General features: G+C 62.2%; 17 protein-coding genes and 2 tRNA genes. 7 read left to right on the top strand and 12 right to left on the bottom strand.

The genetic code is table 11. The features are described 5' to 3' along the window. Nucleotides 1-224: 224 nt before the first annotated feature. Nucleotides 225-893, top strand: coding sequence for a PadR family transcriptional regulator (locus tag FNA46_RS13005; RefSeq protein ID WP_246103063.1), 669 nt, complete (start codon nucleotides 225-227; stop codon nucleotides 891-893). Nucleotides 894-925: 32 nt separating this feature from the next. Here FNA46_RS13005 and FNA46_RS13010 read toward each other — a convergent pair whose 3' ends face one another. Further along, complete coding sequence (locus FNA46_RS13010; RefSeq protein WP_143125634.1) at nucleotides 926-1,396, bottom strand: DUF1203 domain-containing protein; 471 nt, start codon at nucleotides 1,394-1,396, stop codon at nucleotides 926-928. 171 nt (nucleotides 1,397-1,567) lie between these two features. Between FNA46_RS13010 and FNA46_RS13015 the strand changes: the two genes are divergently transcribed. Continuing rightward, nucleotides 1,568-2,386 (top strand): polysaccharide deacetylase family protein, encoded by an 819-nt coding sequence (locus FNA46_RS13015; RefSeq protein ID WP_143125635.1) that lies wholly within the window; start codon nucleotides 1,568-1,570, stop codon nucleotides 2,384-2,386. Nucleotides 2,387-2,440: 54 nt separating this feature from the next. On the opposite strand, the gene sseA is transcribed toward FNA46_RS13015, so the two are convergent. From sseA to FNA46_RS13045, 8 genes are all read right to left on the bottom strand, one after another. Continuing rightward, nucleotides 2,441-3,856, bottom strand: coding sequence for a 3-mercaptopyruvate sulfurtransferase (gene sseA / locus FNA46_RS13020; protein WP_143125636.1), 1,416 nt, complete (start codon nucleotides 3,854-3,856; stop codon nucleotides 2,441-2,443). A 35-nt stretch (nucleotides 3,857-3,891) separates the two neighbouring features. Next, nucleotides 3,892-4,629 (bottom strand): alanyl-tRNA editing protein, encoded by a 738-nt coding sequence (locus FNA46_RS13025; protein ID WP_143125637.1) that lies wholly within the window; start codon nucleotides 4,627-4,629, stop codon nucleotides 3,892-3,894. 8 nt (nucleotides 4,630-4,637) lie between these two features. Then, a complete protein-coding gene (locus FNA46_RS13030; protein WP_143125638.1) occupies nucleotides 4,638-5,675 on the bottom strand; it encodes a cysteine synthase A in 1,038 nt (345 codons plus the stop codon). A 207-nt stretch (nucleotides 5,676-5,882) separates the two neighbouring features. Then, nucleotides 5,883-6,224 (bottom strand): oxidoreductase, encoded by a 342-nt coding sequence (locus FNA46_RS13035; protein ID WP_143125639.1) that lies wholly within the window; start codon nucleotides 6,222-6,224, stop codon nucleotides 5,883-5,885. After that, a complete protein-coding gene (locus tag FNA46_RS26045; RefSeq protein WP_185969840.1) occupies nucleotides 6,215-6,376 on the bottom strand; it encodes a hypothetical protein in 162 nt (53 codons plus the stop codon). The genes FNA46_RS13035 and FNA46_RS26045 overlap by 10 nt, the downstream gene beginning before the upstream one ends. A gap of 45 nt (nucleotides 6,377-6,421) precedes the next feature. Beyond that, nucleotides 6,422-6,592 carry a hypothetical protein gene (locus tag FNA46_RS26050; protein ID WP_185969841.1) on the bottom strand — a complete coding sequence of 57 codons (171 nt, stop codon included), beginning with the start codon at nucleotides 6,590-6,592 and terminating at the stop codon, nucleotides 6,422-6,424. Between the two features lie 116 nt (nucleotides 6,593-6,708). Further along, on the bottom strand, nucleotides 6,709-7,644 hold the full coding sequence (locus tag FNA46_RS13040) for a LysR family transcriptional regulator (protein WP_246103069.1): 936 nt from the start codon (nucleotides 7,642-7,644) through the stop codon (nucleotides 6,709-6,711). Nucleotides 7,645-8,354: 710 nt separating this feature from the next. Continuing rightward, nucleotides 8,355-8,429 (bottom strand) — tRNA-Asn (locus tag FNA46_RS13045). Between the two features lie 233 nt (nucleotides 8,430-8,662). On the opposite strand from FNA46_RS13045, the gene FNA46_RS13050 reads away from it, so the two are divergent. Next, on the top strand, nucleotides 8,663-8,860 hold the full coding sequence (locus tag FNA46_RS13050) for a hypothetical protein (RefSeq protein WP_143125641.1): 198 nt from the start codon (nucleotides 8,663-8,665) through the stop codon (nucleotides 8,858-8,860). Between the two features lie 42 nt (nucleotides 8,861-8,902). On the opposite strand, the gene FNA46_RS13055 is transcribed toward FNA46_RS13050, so the two are convergent. Further along, the gene (locus tag FNA46_RS13055; RefSeq protein ID WP_246103065.1) at nucleotides 8,903-9,544 is read right to left on the bottom strand and encodes an exopolysaccharide biosynthesis protein; all 642 of its coding nucleotides are present in this window, start codon (nucleotides 9,542-9,544) and stop codon (nucleotides 8,903-8,905) included. A 361-nt stretch (nucleotides 9,545-9,905) separates the two neighbouring features. On the opposite strand from FNA46_RS13055, the gene FNA46_RS13060 reads away from it, so the two are divergent. Next, nucleotides 9,906-10,184, top strand: a complete 279-nt coding sequence (locus FNA46_RS13060; protein ID WP_244618055.1) for a hypothetical protein — start codon at nucleotides 9,906-9,908, stop codon at nucleotides 10,182-10,184. Nucleotides 10,185-10,232: 48 nt separating this feature from the next. On the opposite strand, the gene FNA46_RS13065 is transcribed toward FNA46_RS13060, so the two are convergent. Further along, nucleotides 10,233-10,306 (bottom strand) — tRNA-Cys (locus tag FNA46_RS13065). Between the two features lie 287 nt (nucleotides 10,307-10,593). Beyond that, the gene (locus tag FNA46_RS13070) at nucleotides 10,594-10,788 is read right to left on the bottom strand and encodes a hypothetical protein (RefSeq protein ID WP_425468758.1); all 195 of its coding nucleotides are present in this window, start codon (nucleotides 10,786-10,788) and stop codon (nucleotides 10,594-10,596) included. Nucleotides 10,789-10,965: 177 nt separating this feature from the next. Here FNA46_RS13070 and FNA46_RS13075 point away from each other — a divergent pair, with 177 nt between their 5' ends. From FNA46_RS13075 to FNA46_RS13085, 3 genes are all read left to right on the top strand, one after another. Then, nucleotides 10,966-11,619 (top strand): protein-L-isoaspartate O-methyltransferase family protein, encoded by a 654-nt coding sequence (locus FNA46_RS13075; protein WP_143125651.1) that lies wholly within the window; start codon nucleotides 10,966-10,968, stop codon nucleotides 11,617-11,619. A gap of 192 nt (nucleotides 11,620-11,811) precedes the next feature. After that, nucleotides 11,812-12,708: a PopZ family protein gene (locus FNA46_RS13080; RefSeq protein ID WP_143125643.1), complete on the top strand. Its 897-nt coding sequence runs from the start codon at nucleotides 11,812-11,814 to the stop codon at nucleotides 12,706-12,708. A gap of 115 nt (nucleotides 12,709-12,823) precedes the next feature. Further along, nucleotides 12,824-14,230, top strand: a 1,407-nt coding sequence (locus FNA46_RS13085) for a class I tRNA ligase family protein (RefSeq protein WP_143125644.1), incomplete at its 3' end; no start/stop codon positions are given.

The following is a 14,230-nucleotide window of genomic DNA, read 5'->3' on the forward strand; positions in this document are numbered from 1 at the left end:
CCTCTTTGCGTCAGGGGCGGGACTACTGGCGCCGGCGGGTCTTGTGACAATCTTCGATATATCTTCTTATGATCCCGCGCCGGACGGATCGCAGCATTTGCAGGCTGTCTCGCCGTCTGTATCCGTTGAAGCGAAAAAAGATCGGTTTTCGATATATCTTGTCTTGCAAAGGGAGAGATCCGGATTATCTTAGATATATCGAAAAACAATCGAGAGGATTGACGATGTTTGGACGTAAATGTGACGAGGGTGCCGGTCGCGGCCACCGGATGCGGATGGACCTTGAAGGGCTGTTTGCCATGCGTGGCGAGGGCTTTGGCCGAGGCTTCGGCCGGGGCGGCCGCGGGCGCGGTTTTGGAGACGGCGGGGACGATGGCGGCGACAACCGGATCGGCCGCTTTCTCCTTCAGGGCGACCTCCGGCTGCTGGTGCTGGCGCTGATCGAGAAGGAGCCGCGCCATGGCTACGAGATCATCCGCCATGTCGAGGAACTGACCTATGGCTTCTATGCGCCGAGCCCCGGCGTCATCTATCCGACGCTGACCTATCTGGAAGAGGCGGGTTACATTTCCGCGGAAACGGATGGCAACAAGAAGCGCTATTCCATCACCGAGGAAGGGCGGGCGCATCTCGACAGCAATCGCGGACCGGCCGGCGCCATTCTGGAGCGGCTGTCGATGGTGGCCGAGCGCATCCGCCAGCGTCGCGAAGGCGGTCGCGGACGCCACGAGGAGCAGGGCCCGGATCTGCCGCGCAGCGTCGACGCCGCCCTGCTCAATCTGCGCGAGGTCATCGCCCGCCGTCTCGGCAAGGATGAACGCCGCGCGGGCGAGATGGTGAAGCTGCTGTTGCAGGTCGCCGAGGATCTGGATGCGGATCCGGCCCGCGACTGACCGCTTCCCTCCGCCCCATGGACCGGGCCGTCTCAGGCCCGGTCGATCCGGCACTGGTAGCAATTGTTGCGGGCCGAGCGGACATGCACATAGGCGATGTCGTCGCGCTCGAGCAGGGTTGCCGCGCGTGTGGCAATTGCGTGGGTTGGTGTCACGGCTCCGGTGCCATAGACGATACGGTCGTTGTCATCATAGCCGCGCACGATGTAATCCGGGCTCTCCAGCATCGGCGGCAGAACCTCGACGGCCTCGTAGCGGCGGCAGGCCTTTGCATGCAGGAAGATCGGTCCGGTTTCCGCATAGGGCTGCAGTTTGGGGAAGGGGCGATAGGCCAGAACGAGCATCGCTTCGCCGGCCTCGATGAAGCCAAGGCAATGGCGGCAGGGCATGCCGCCCCCGGGCGAGATCGCGCGTTCCGGCGGATTGCCATAGCCGTCCGGTCTGCCCTCGCGAAAACCTGCTGCGATATCACTCGGCATGGCGGTGAAGCGGATGGTGTGCATGTCGCTATTCCTGTTGTGCAATGCCGGCCATCCTGCGGGGCGGCGTGCCCCGCTTCCACCCGATTCCTGCGCAACATGCCGATCATCCCCCCATCTCAGGTTCTCACCAAAAGGTGGATGGTCTTTGCGGCGCGCCTCCGCTATGGAGCGCCAGATAATCGGTGCCTTCCCATGACGCGTTTTCTTTCCTCCCTTGCTTCTCTCCTGTTGACCGCTGCGGTTGCCACTCCGGTGTTTGCGCTCGATTCCGCTGCTGTGCCGGCTCAGGTTTCTCCGCTGCCGAAGGTGCCGGCGCAAGCGCCGGCGATACGTGCAGCAAAGCTGCTCGAGCCGACCCTGCGTCTGCCGAAAAGCAAGATCCCCGGCGAGGTGCGCGTGGCGCTGACCTTCGATGCCTGCATGGGCGATGTGGATCAGCGCATCCTTTCTGTCCTCGTCTCGGAAAAGATCCCGGCCACCATCTTCGTCACGGCGCGCTGGCTGCGCCGCAACCCGCAGACGCTTGCGGTGTTCAAGGCGCATCCGGAGCAGTTCGAGCTGGAAAACCACGGCGAAAACCATGTGCCGGCGGTGGATCAGCCGATGCAGATCTATGGCATCGCGGCGGCCGGCTCGCCGCAGGCGGTGGAACGGGAGGTGGCGGGCGGCGCCGGCGCCATGCTGGCGGCAAGCCTCCCCGCCCCGCGCTGGTTCCGTGGCGCGACGGCGAAATACGATGTCTCGGCCATGACGCAGATCCGTGGCATGGGCTTTCGCATTGCCGGCTATTCCGTCAATGGCGATGGCGGCTCACTGCTGGGCGCTGCCATGTCTGAAAAGCATATTGCCGGCGCCAGGGACGGCGATGTGGTGCTCGCCCATATCAACCAGCCGACCCATGCGGCCGGCGAGGGCGTTGCCCAGGGCATCCTCGCGCTGAAGCGCCGCGGCGTGACGTTCGTGCGTCTCGCCGATGTTCCGGATCTCACCGACGAGACGTTGATGCACTGAAGGCGGACAAGGGCAGGGACGCCACGAAGGCCGACCCTGCCCTGACCGGAAGGCTCAGTCGCGCTTGGCGAGTGCCAGCAGTTCCGCATCCGACATCGGCTCGACCCAGGCCTCGCTGGTGCCGACGGGAGCAAAGCCCATCATCTGGTAGAGCGGCAGTGCGCGTGGATGATCGAGCGTGTTGGTCGAAACGATCACTTTCTTCGGGTTCATTTGCCAGGCCGAATAGAGCGCCTGCAACAGGAACCATTTGCCGATGCCAAGGCCGAGCGCGTGTTCGAATAGGCCGAAGTAGGAAAGCTCCACCACCTCGTCGCTCAGCTTGTTCAGCTCGAAAAAGCCGGCCGGCGCGCCGTTGACATAGAGAACCGTGACCGACACCCGCTCATTGCGCAGGATCGCCTCCAGCTCGTCATCGGGCATGCGCAGCCGCTTGTACCAGTGCCAGCGCTTGCCGACCTGACGGTAGAGATAGCGGTAATAGTGAAGCGGAATGTCCTTTGCCACGATGATCGCGGTGTGGAGATTGACCGGCATCGGCAGGCTCTGGCGCGGCGGTGCCGTCATTTCCAGCTGCGTCACATGTGCCTTGATCGGCCCATGCGCCGGCGGATCGAGCGTCTCGGCCGGGCCGGTGACGACGGGCGTGTCGGCGCGGCTGCCCCATTCCGACCAGGAGCCGTCATAGAGCGAATTGTTGGTGTGCCCGAGCGATTCGAGCGCCAGCGTCACGACGGCGGCGGTGACGCCGGAGCCGCAGCTGGTGACGACGGGGCGCGACAGATCGATGCCGGCCTCGTCCATCATCGCCTTCAACGTGTCGAGATCCTTGAGGTGCCCGCCCTCCGAAAGGCTGGCGGCCGGCAGGCTGCGGGCGCCCGGCATATGGCCGGAGCGCATGCCGGCGCGGGGTTCTGCCTCCTCGCCGGTGAAGCGTCCGCCGCCGCGGGCATCGACCACCTGTGCCGTGCCGTTGTCGACGATGCCGCGCATCTCCTCGAAGGTGGTGACGCGGCGACCGCGGAATTTCGGCGTGAAGACGGCCGGTTCCGGCTCCGGCAGGTCGGTTTCGAGCGGCCGTCCGTCGCGCTTCCAGCCGTCGAGGCCGCCGTCCAGCACATACACCTTTTCGGCGCCCATGGCGCGCAGCATCCACCAGACACGCGGCGCGGAAAAGAAGCCCGGGCCGTCATAGACGACTGTCACGTCACGCTCGCTGATTCCGAGCTTGCCCATTGTGTCGGCAAAGAAATCCGGCGAGGGTAGGGAATGCGGCAGGCCGGTGGCGTGGTCGGCAATCGCATCCTGATCGAAGAAGACCGCGCCCGGAATATGGCCTTCCGCATATTCGGCGGCGCCATTGCGCTTCTGCGCCGGCAGATACCAGGAGGCATCCACGACGCGGAAGCCCGGCTGGCCCAGCTGGCTTTCCACCCAATCTGCCGAAACGACAAAACGGCTCTTGCCCATGATTTACTCCTCAGCGCGCTTGAAATGGCCGCCGCTCAGGCCTCGTCGGCGGGCGTGCCGAAGCGGATGCGGAAGCGGCGGTTTTCCTTGCCCTTCTTTTCGATCTTCGCGATGTGAATCGCGCCGACCTCCTGGGTCTCGGAAACATGTGTGCCGCCGCATGGCTGGCTGTCAACGCTGGAGTTTTCCCCGATGCAGACCAGGCTGACGCGACCGAGGCCGATAGGCGGGCGCACGTTCTTGGATTTGACGATATCGGGATTTGCGAGGAGTTCCTCATCGGTGATCCAGTTCAGGAAAACCGGATGGTTTTCCGACACGAGCTGCATCAGCTTCGCCGTCACCTCGTCCTTGTCAATGATGTCGGTCATGTCGAAATCGACGCGCGATTCCTCCTCGCCGACGGCGGCACCGGTGATCGGGAAGGGGCATACGACCGACAGCAGATGGCAGGCGGTGTGCATGCGCATCAGCCGGTAGCGGCGCGGCCAGTCCACATGCAGCACGAGTTTTTCGCCGATCTCCGGAAGCTGTTCGCCCTCCAGCGGGACATGCAGGATCACGTCCTTCGTCTCGCCGTGGCGGGTCTGGCCAAGCGTAATGCGGCTGCCATCCGCGCGCTCCAGAAAGCCGGTATCCCCCGGCTGGCCGCCGGAGGTGGCATAGAAACAGGTCTGGTCCAGCTCGATGGCGCCATCCGCGCGAACCCCCGTCACCGTCGCTTCTGCCGTGGAGAGATAGAAGTCGTCGCGGTAGAGGGCTTTCGTGGGCATGGACTTACTCAGGCTGTCTGGAAGGGAATGTCGATGCTGCGTTTGTGCACCAGCCAGCCGGGAACGGGCAAGCCCTTGGATTTGAGGAAATCCGGATTGAACAGTTTTGACTGGTAGCGATTGCCGTAGTCGCACAGGATCGTCACGATGGTGTGGCCGGGCCCGAGATCCTCCGCCAGGCGGATGGCACCGGCAATGTTGATGCCGGATGAGCCGCCGAGGCACAGCCCCTCATTCTCGACGAGATCAAAGACCAGCGGCAGAGCTTCGGCATCCGTGATGCGATAGGCGAAATCCGGGGTGAAACCTTCGAGGTTGGCGGTGATGCGGCCCTGACCGATGCCCTCTGTGATGGAGGAACCCTCGGATTTCAGTTCGCCATGCGCATAATAGTCGTAGAGAGCGGCGCCCTCCGGATCGGCAAGGCCGATCTTGATCGCAGGGTTCTTCGCCTTCAGGCCGATCCCGGTGCCGGCCAGCGTGCCGCCGGAGCCGACGGCGCAGATGAAGCCGTCCACCTTGCCGCCCGTCTGCTCCCAGATTTCCTGAGCGGTTGTTTCGATATGCGCCTCGCGATTGGCGATATTGTCGAACTGGTTGGCCCAGATCGCGCCGTTCGGCTCGGACTTGGCCAGTTCCTCTGCAAGGCGCCCGGAGAGTTTCACGTAGTTGTTCGGGTTCTTGTAGGGAACGGCCGGCACTTCCACCAACTCGGCGCCGAGCAGTTTCAGCGCATCCTTCTTTTCCTGGCTCTGGGTTTCCGGAATGACGATGACCGTGCGATAGCCGAGCGCCTTGGCGACCAGCGTGAGGCCGATGCCGGTATTGCCAGCGGTGCCTTCCACGATCACCCCGCCCGGACGCAGCAGGCCCTTCTTCTCCGCATCGCGGATGATGAAGAGTGCTGCGCGATCCTTCACCGACTGGCCGGGGTTCAGGAACTCGGCCTTGCCGAGGATTTCGCAGCCCGTGCGGTCTGACGCGCCCTTGAGGCGGATCAGGGGCGTGTTGCCGATCGCGCTGAGGACGGACGGATGAATGGTCATGGAGCAGCCCTATCTTACAAACACTGATTGACCTGCTTTTCCTACGTTGTCCGCCAACGAGCAAGGAATACCGTTCCGCTTCCACACATTCGCGAACAAAACCATCTCTCCCTTCGCCGGGAAAGCCGGCTTGCCACGGTCCTGTCTGGACAACGAAAGGGCCGGTCAAGCAACCAGCCCTGCCGCATATGAAAGACAGATACCTGATCAGCAGGTCTTTGGTGCTGCGGCCGATTCGGTCGTGCTGCGGGCGTTCTGGTTCGGCGTGACATCGCTGCATTTGCCGCTCATCGTGCGACCGGTGCCGGGCGACTGAGCAGAACCGTTGGATCCGCTGCCCGTCGTGCCGTTGGTGGTGGCGGAACCGACGCCGCCCGAGCCCCCCTGACCGCCGCTCCCGGCACCCGACGTGCCGGAAGGCGTGCCGCCCTGCGTGGCGGAGCCGCCGGTTCCGCCGGAAGAGCCGGATCCGTTCGAAGACGCCTGTGCCATGGCGCCGCTGGCAAGACCGAGCGATAGCGCGGAAACGGCAACGAGTTTCAAGAACATGGGATTTCCTCCTGTTGTTTCTTGCAGGCACATCCGAATGCCTGCTGATGAAACCGGAAGAGGTCGATCTTGTTCCGGCGTTTGATCCCTTCTCTTGCGATGATGCCTGCTTTCGTCAGCAACTGCTGACGGATGTTGGCGGTGACGGCCATGCGTCGGTGGCGGCCCGCATCGCAGCCTGCCCCTTGCTGTCGGGATCAATCGAACTTGAGCTTCATCTGGATGCCTTTGGGCACGTAAAGCGGCTTGCGGCTGGCAATTTCGATCCGTTGGAAGGTCTTGCGTTCCTCGGCCACGCGCTCCCGAAAGGCCCGCGATGCCGCAACGGCCTTCAGCGCATTCTGTACGGCCTGCTCTGCACTTGTCATAAGCACCTCCGCGTTTGTTCCTGTTATGTTCTAGTGCCGATTGAGAATCACGTCAACAGGAATATGAGTGGGTGATCATGAATGTGGGGGCGGACAGGAATGTGAGGGATGCAGAGTCAGACGGCGCCTGCGATCACGTTGCGCAGCCAGCGCTGGCTCAGCGTGTGTTCGTTACGGTGGTGCCAGATCTGGTAGACCCTGACACGCGGATTGCGAACAGGACATTCCGTAATCTTCAGCGGCAGGATCTCCGCGAAATAGCGCGCGAAGCGACGGGCTGCGGTGAGAACGAGATCGCTGTTCTGCAGCATGAACGGCGCGTAGAAATGGTTGTCCGTCATGACATTGCGGTCGGCGACCGGATTGGCGGCCTGCGGCGGGCACTCATCGGCATCGCGCACGAGAGACTTCCGCTCCGAAACGATGAGGTGGCGCGCTTCCTGGTAGTCCGACTGCGAAAGCGGATGGTCCCCCAGAGGATTGTTGGCGTCCATCATGCACACCATGTCGTCCTCGAACACCAGCATGGTGCGCAAATGCGGGGACGCGGCCGTCCACTCCCCGATCGCGACATCCATCATGTTGGTGGAGAGGGCGCGGGTAAAATCGAAGTCTGGTTCCAGGTGCTGCACCGTGACCCGCGACGCGGGCGCAAGGCGGTTGAGTTCGCTGATTGCGGTCTGCACAAGGCCTGGCGCAACACCGTTCTGAACCCCGATGACGAAGGATTCGCTTAACGTCTGCGGTTCGAAACTCTCCGGCGATATGGTGAGATTGGCGATTTCTTTCAGAACACGACTGGCAATCGCATGGATCGCGATGGCTCTTTCTGTCGGGATCAGATTGCCGTTGCGCCGCTTGACCAGGGGGTCCTTGAAGACGATCCGCAGATGTTTCAGCGCCTGGCTGGCTGCCGGTTGCGACAGATTCAGTCTTTTTGCGGCCCGCGTCACACTTCCTTCTTCGATGATGGCGCAAACAACAGTCAGGCTCGAAATGGAAATTCCAGCCAATGATGCATGATTTTTACGCAAGTTCGAGTCAAGCATCATGATGATCACGCGCCATTTCACGCCAGTGTGGAGAAATAGGAAAACATCGAGCCGCGTTCTCTATGTCGCAGAGCGTGTTCTAGGGACTATCCCGCACCGGATTTGCGTTCAAGGCCGGCCGATGATTATGGCTCAACTATAAGAAAATTGGATGTTTTTGGGCTAATACATTCAATATTTTTGCCAATTGTTAACAATGTTTATAATTAATTATTATTTGCTAAGATAAGGGCGAAGGGTGAATCTCGTCACCGTTTTTTCTCGCGCATGGCGGGTGGGAGGTCGATGGATGCGCGCAACCCCCGATATTTTCGTGGCTGGTCGTGAATGAACGGGAGCTGGGAGCAGGCATGCTTTTCGGGGCCGGGATGGCGAGGAAAGGCGATGGCGGAAGGATGCCCCAAGCCGGATGGCCAGTCCTGCATCCTCTTTGCGGTGGATGCGCGCGCGGGTGTCGTCTTTACGGTAAATTCGGGTGCAGCAGTCCGCCTTCGGTGCAGGACCGCAAGTCCCGCAGCATTGGATGCGCCTTCTGATCATGACGCACGCCCGGGATGCCGGGTGCGTTCGGCAGCGTCGATGTTATCCACGTTTCGAGCCCGGAACAGGTATGGCGCGATGCCTCCGGCGACGCGTGAGGATGTGGGCTCAAGGCATTGACCTTAAAAGCAAAAGGCCCGCGCAAATCAATGCGCAGGCCTTTCAGAAACTGGCTCCCCGGGCCGGATTCGAACCGGCGACCTGTCGATTAACAGTCGAATGCTCTACCGCTGAGCTACCAGGGAACATCGCGTCGCCGCGGTGTGAGCGGGGTAATACTCATGCCCGTTCGATTTGCCAAGCGCTTTTTTCAAAAAAAATTCGCAGGCTTGTTTTATCCACACGCGTTGCCCATGTGACCGCTGCGGCAGGCGGCTTGCCGAACAGGGTGAATGGCTTGAAAGACAGGACGAAACAACGAAAGTTCGGAATTCATCCGCAGACCGGCCGTTTGCGGATCGGACGCTTCGAAACGCCGATGCCGCAATCACGGGCGGGGCGCATCGTGCTGGGCGCAGGCCTCGTGGGCGGCGGCTGCCTTGGTTTCCTTCCCGTGCTCGGCTTCTGGATGATTCCGCTCGGCCTGATCGTGCTGTCGCAGGATCTGGCATTCGTTCGCAGACGACGGCGGCGTCTGTCGGTCTGGTGGGCAAGGCGCCGGACCGGAAAGGGCTGACGCGCCTTTCCAATCCCTGAAAAGGCGCGATCAAGCGCGGGATCAGGCCCAGATGCCGGCCAGTCCCTGGCCTGCAGCAAAGGCCATGAAGCCAAGGGCCGCAAAGTAGACCGTCGTGATGACCAGAAAGAGATAGCCGCCGAGGACCACAATTCCATCGCGCTGCATCATTCCGGTGGCCAGCAGCAGGATGGCGATGCCCGGCAGCGTGTTCGAGAACGGAATGAGCCCGAGCGGAAACATCAGGAGCACGCCACCCAGGGAAATCGCCAGAGCATTGGCCCGGTTGATTGCCCAGCCGGTGGTGAGCGCAGAAAACCGCGGCTTCAGGTAACGATCGAGGCGTGACACGAGGCTGGCGCCCTTTTCCAGCGTCGGCACCAGCCTGGCCGTTTCCAGCTTGCGGTCGAGAATGCGCGAGGGCAGCCAGGGCAGGCGGTTCAGGGCAATTGCGATACTGACCAGAATGATCGCGGCACCGAACACCGTGCTGACGCCAGGGATCGAAACCGGCAGCAGGAAGGGCAGGGAGGCCAGCGCGCAGATCAGCAGCAGGCCCTGCTCTCCCACGGCATCCATCAGTTCGCGCAGGGTCACGGTATGCCCCTTGATCTCGGAGATCAGGTCTCGAAGCGTCTGGCTCAGCGATTTGGACGTATCATCGAAGGTCAGGCTCTGATGCAAGGCGTTTGGCTCCCATATGGATGTGGCGGGCCTCATTCATACCAGCATTCCGCGCCCCTCAGAAGAGCTGGGCCTAATGATGATTGAGCCACTTGTCATAGGCGCCGCAGGCCAGAACCAGAACAAGCGCGCCCACAATATAGGGATTCAATGCCACAACCTGGTGAAGATACTGCATGACGGTTCCTCCAAACCGAAATGACCGGGTGCCTGTCAACGCTCCTCGACGTTGACGACAATCCGAAGTCTACGCCCGTTTGGCTTGCTTGGCCATCGGCAAATGATGCTGCCCGTTCCCCAGCCTGCGGCAAGCTTCGAGGCTTAAGAAAGCATATCCTTATAAACACTCGAGGTGACGACCATGGGGCTTCGGCTTGTATGGAGCAGGGAAGATAATGGCATTGAGAGGCAGGACCCACTTGCGCCGACCGCCGCCGATGTTCACCGTGAGGCGGCACGGCGTCTTCGCCTGATCGGCTATCACGGGCACCGCGTGCGCTCGCTTGGCACCGGCAAGCTGATGCCGGACGCGATCCGGCACTTCAAGATGCAGGTGGATTTTGTTGCGGAGACATTGTCGGCACAAACGCCGATACCAGCCGATTTCGCCGAAGACCGCTACTGGCCACGGCTCGGGTAAACCGACGCGCCATGTTGCCGCACAATTCGAAGATTTCGGTCTGAAGGTTGGAGGCCTCGCCCGGAATTGAACCGGGGTACAAGGATTTGCAGTCCTCTGCGTCACCACTCCGCCACGAGGCCAACCGGGTATTAAAAGCGTGTGGTGGCGGGCATTTAGAACGGATCTTGAAACTGTGCAAGCCCTTATTCGAAAGCGAGGCGTGATTTTTCCGGTCGTCTTCGTGGGGCTGTGGATGAGTGGCGCAACGTCAGCCTTGGGCCGGCGTCGCGTCCTGCGGTCGTGTCGGCCTTGACGAGGCCAGGTCCCATCCCGTTGCGGTCAGGAGCCGGGCTTTCATTCATGAACGCCAAAGAAGCCGCCCGCGCCGGATGACGGGCGGCTTTCTTCGCTGAATCTCCCCTGCCGGTCAGGCCATGCCGGCGGGGTCGCCGATCGGCATCAGGGCCGGCTTCAGGGTGGGATCGTTCGGGTTCCTGCTGTCGCCGGGATCCTGAGCGGGCGTCAGGGGCGGTTTTTCCTGGGTGCGGTCGGGCACGCCGGGAGCCGGGGTGGGGCCGCGCGGTGTGTCTGCAGGATTGCGATCTGGCAGCGTGGTCGGCATGGAGCTGTCTCCCTTGCGTGTCTTTCCTCATCGGCCAACCCGTGCAGTGCGGCTTTGTTCCCTGTTTTTCAGCGCAGCAGGGCGGTTTTTGCGGGTGCCGGAGAAAGCGGTCTTGAAAGCGGACCAAGCCGCCAGTAATACGGAGCCCAGACAGACGCTTTCATGAGGCGAACAGCAATGATGGATTACGAAGCAGCACGCATCAAAATGGTCGACAACCAGGTGCGCACCACCGATGTCACCTCCCATTCCGTGCTGCGGGCCTTCCTCACGGTTCCGCGGGAAGCCTTTGTGCCGGAAAAGGCAAAGGCACTGGCTTATATCGATGAGGATATCGAGGTTGCCCCCGGCCGCTACGTGATGGAAGCCTCGCCGCTTGCCAAGCTGTTGCAGCTTGCTGCCGTGACGAAGGATGACGTTGTGCTGGAAGTGGGTTGCGGCACGGGCTATGCCACGGCGCTGCTGTCCCAGATTGCGAGTGCGGTGGTCGCGGTTGAAAGCGATGCTGGCCTTGCCGCAAAGGCAACGGAAACGCTTGCTGCGCTCGGCTGCGACAATGTTGCTGTCGTGACGGGTCCGATGGAAGCCGGCTATGCCGCCGAAGCGCCCTATGACCTCATCTTCATCAATGGTTCCGTGGAAGAGGTCGGCCAGACCCTGTTTGGCCAGCTTCGCGATGGCGGCCGTCTGGTGACGGTGGTCGGCTATGGCAATGCCTCCACCGCCCGTGTCTACCGCAAGGAAAACGGCGTGCTTTCGGAAGCCGCCTTCTTCAATACCTCCGTCAAGCCGCTGCCGGGCTTCCGCAAGGCCAAGGAATTCGTGTTCTGAGAACACGAAAATTGCCGTCAGGCCCGGACAATGCGGGCCTGACGAGAAAGCTGTGCATCCAGCCGGCCGCCTCATCTGCGGCAATTGTGAAATTCCCCGCCCATCGCGTAGACTTGTGATTGATTCGACAGCCCGATCTCGTGCGAGATCATGCATTTCAAAGCTGTCAACCAGTCATGAACGGGGATCCAGATGGCTCAGTCCAGTGCAGCGCGCGAACCTTCCATGGAAGAAATCCTGGCTTCCATCCGCAGGATCATCGAAAGCAATGATCCGGTGAGCGAGGGGCAGGCCGTGACCGGCGCCCGCAACCGCACTGTAGAGGATCCGACGCGCGATTTCGAGGACGACGAGATCGAACTGGATACCGAACTGGAGGCGCCCTTCGTCGCACAGGTGGCTGCCAACGATCCCGGTGGCAGCTTCGTGCCGTCCTCCGCCGAAAGCCTGCCGCTGCGTCCGACGATCGATCCGGCCATGCGCCAGCGTTTTGCCGAGGAAGCCGGCATGCCGGCCGAGCGGGCGCCTGAGCGCACGCTGTCGCTCGCCGATGTCGCGGCCCGCGTGCGCGCCGCCGCCGGCCGCGTTCCGGAGCCCGTCGCACAACGCGCCGCGCCTGCCCCACAGCCGTCGGCTGCCGCACCGGCGCCTCAGGCGGCACCGGCACCCGTGACCGAAAGCCGGCCCCAGCCAGTGCTGCGCGCGGCCGAACCGATGCGCGCCGAACAGGAGCCTCTCCGTCGCGAGATGGCGCGCGATGTGCCGGCGCCCGAATTTGCCGAACGTCGTCCTGCAGAGGCCGTGGTTACCCCGGTTGTGGAAGAGCGGATCGTGTCCGCCGAGTCGCTGCCGGTGCGGATCGAGGAGCAGGTGTCGCTTCTCTCCGATGAGGCCGGCCAGCGCATTGCCCGCTCGTTCAACGAACTGGCCGACATCTTCAACGGCATCGAGCGGCAGTCGGTGGAAGACATGGCGCGCGAGATGCTGCAGCCGATGCTGCGCGACTGGCTGGACGACAACCTGCCAACGCTGGTGGAGCGGCTGGTGCGCGAGGAAATCGAACGGGTGGCGCGCGGCCCGCGCCGCTGAGCCGGATCTGCCGCCAAGCCGAGGGGCCGCTTTCCGGAGCGGCCTTTTTTATTGACTCGTCCTGGGCAGTCCTATTTACAGCCAAGCAAAGCGAACTCGAAATTCTGGTCGGAAAATGCTCGAAAAAACCTACGATTCCGCCGCCGTCGAACCGAAAATCGCAGCCGCCTGGGATGAGGCCGATGCCTTCCGCGCCGGCGCGAATGCCAGGCCCGGCGCCGAGACCTTCACCATCGTGATCCCGCCGCCGAACGTGACCGGCTCGCTGCACATGGGCCATGCGCTGAACAACACGCTGCAGGATATCATGATCCGCTTCGAGCGCATGCGTGGCAAGGACGTGCTGTGGCAGCCGGGCATGGACCATGCGGGCATCGCGACCCAGATGGTGGTCGAGCGCAAGCTGATGGAAAGTCAGCAGCCGGGGCGGCGTGAACTGGGCCGCGACGCCTTCATCGACAAGGTCTGGGAATGGAAGGCCGAATCCGGAGGTCTGATCTTCAACCAGCTGAAGCGGCTCGGCGCCTCCTGCGACTGGTCGCGCGAACGCTTCACCATGGACGAGGGCCTTTCCAAGGCGGTTCTCGAAGTGTTCGTCACGCTCTACAAGCAGGGCCTGATCTATCGCGGCAAGCGCCTCGTCAACTGGGACCCGCATTTCGAAACCGCGATCTCCGACATCGAGGTGGAGAACCGCGAAGTCGACGGCCACATGTGGCACTTCAAGTATCCGCTGGCGGGTGGCGAGACCTACACCTATGTGGAGAAGGACTCCGAGGGCAACATCACCTTCCAGGAAGAACGCAACTATATCTCGATTGCGACGACGCGTCCCGAGACGATGCTCGGTGACGGGGCTGTTGCCGTGCATCCGTCGGACGAGCGCTACGCGCCGATCGTCGGCAAGCTCTGCGAAATCCCGGTCGGCCCGAAGGAACATCGGCGCCTGATCCCGATCATCACCGACGAATATCCGGACCCGACCTTCGGCTCCGGCGCGGTGAAGATCACCGGTGCGCATGACTTCAACGACCATCAGGTCGCCCGCCGCAACAACATTCCGCTCTATCGCCTGATGGATACGCAGGCGCAGCTGCGCGAGGACGGTGAGCCCTATGCCCGTTGCGCGGAACTGGCGCTCGAGATCACCCGCTCCGGCGAGCTTCCGTCCGAAGCCGAGGTCGATGCGATCAACCTCGTTCCGGAAGAGTATCGCGGGCTTGACCGTTACGAGGCGCGCAAGCGCATCGTCGCGGCGATCAATGCCGAAGGCCTTGCCGTCACCGTCAAGGATGCGGAAGGCAACGACGTTCCCTACGTCGAGAACAAGAAGATCATGCAGCCGTTCGGCGACCGCTCCAACGTGGTCATCGAGCCGATGCTGACCGACCAGTGGTTCGTCGATGCCAAGACGCTTGCCGAACCTGCCATGGCGTCTGTCCGCGAGGGCCGCACGAACTTCGTGCCGAAGAACTGGGACAAGACCTATTTCGAGTGGATGGAAAACATCCAGCCCTGGTGC

The sequence above is a fragment of the Affinirhizobium straminoryzae genome (assembly GCF_007004135.1).
Taxonomy (GTDB): Bacteria; Pseudomonadota; Alphaproteobacteria; order Rhizobiales; family Rhizobiaceae; genus Neorhizobium; species Neorhizobium straminoryzae.

Bases quoted from the DNA above. Each gene is read 5' to 3' on its own strand.
- FNA46_RS13005 (WP_246103063.1), top strand. From the start codon at position 225: ATGTTTGGACGTAAATGTGACGAGGGTGCCGGTCGCGGCCACCGGATG.
- FNA46_RS13010 (WP_143125634.1), bottom strand. From the start codon at position 1,396: ATGCACACCATCCGCTTCACCGCCATGCCGAGTGATATCGCAGCAGGT.
- FNA46_RS13015 (WP_143125635.1), top strand. From the start codon at position 1,568: ATGACGCGTTTTCTTTCCTCCCTTGCTTCTCTCCTGTTGACCGCTGCG.
- sseA (WP_143125636.1), bottom strand. From the start codon at position 3,856: ATGGGCAAGAGCCGTTTTGTCGTTTCGGCAGATTGGGTGGAAAGCCAG.
- FNA46_RS13025 (WP_143125637.1), bottom strand. From the start codon at position 4,629: ATGCCCACGAAAGCCCTCTACCGCGACGACTTCTATCTCTCCACGGCA.
- FNA46_RS13030 (WP_143125638.1), bottom strand. From the start codon at position 5,675: ATGACCATTCATCCGTCCGTCCTCAGCGCGATCGGCAACACGCCCCTG.
- FNA46_RS13035 (WP_143125639.1), bottom strand. From the start codon at position 6,224: ATGTTCTTGAAACTCGTTGCCGTTTCCGCGCTATCGCTCGGTCTTGCC.
- FNA46_RS26045 (WP_185969840.1), bottom strand. From the start codon at position 6,376: ATGGCCGTCACCGCCAACATCCGTCAGCAGTTGCTGACGAAAGCAGGC.
- FNA46_RS26050 (WP_185969841.1), bottom strand. From the start codon at position 6,592: ATGACAAGTGCAGAGCAGGCCGTACAGAATGCGCTGAAGGCCGTTGCG.
- FNA46_RS13040 (WP_246103069.1), bottom strand. From the start codon at position 7,644: ATGATGCTTGACTCGAACTTGCGTAAAAATCATGCATCATTGGCTGGA.
- FNA46_RS13050 (WP_143125641.1), top strand. From the start codon at position 8,663: ATGCCGCAATCACGGGCGGGGCGCATCGTGCTGGGCGCAGGCCTCGTG.
- FNA46_RS13060 (WP_244618055.1), top strand. From the start codon at position 9,906: ATGGGGCTTCGGCTTGTATGGAGCAGGGAAGATAATGGCATTGAGAGG.
- FNA46_RS13070 (WP_425468758.1), bottom strand. From the start codon at position 10,788: ATGCCGACCACGCTGCCAGATCGCAATCCTGCAGACACACCGCGCGGC.
- FNA46_RS13075 (WP_143125651.1), top strand. From the start codon at position 10,966: ATGATGGATTACGAAGCAGCACGCATCAAAATGGTCGACAACCAGGTG.
- FNA46_RS13080 (WP_143125643.1), top strand. From the start codon at position 11,812: ATGGCTCAGTCCAGTGCAGCGCGCGAACCTTCCATGGAAGAAATCCTG.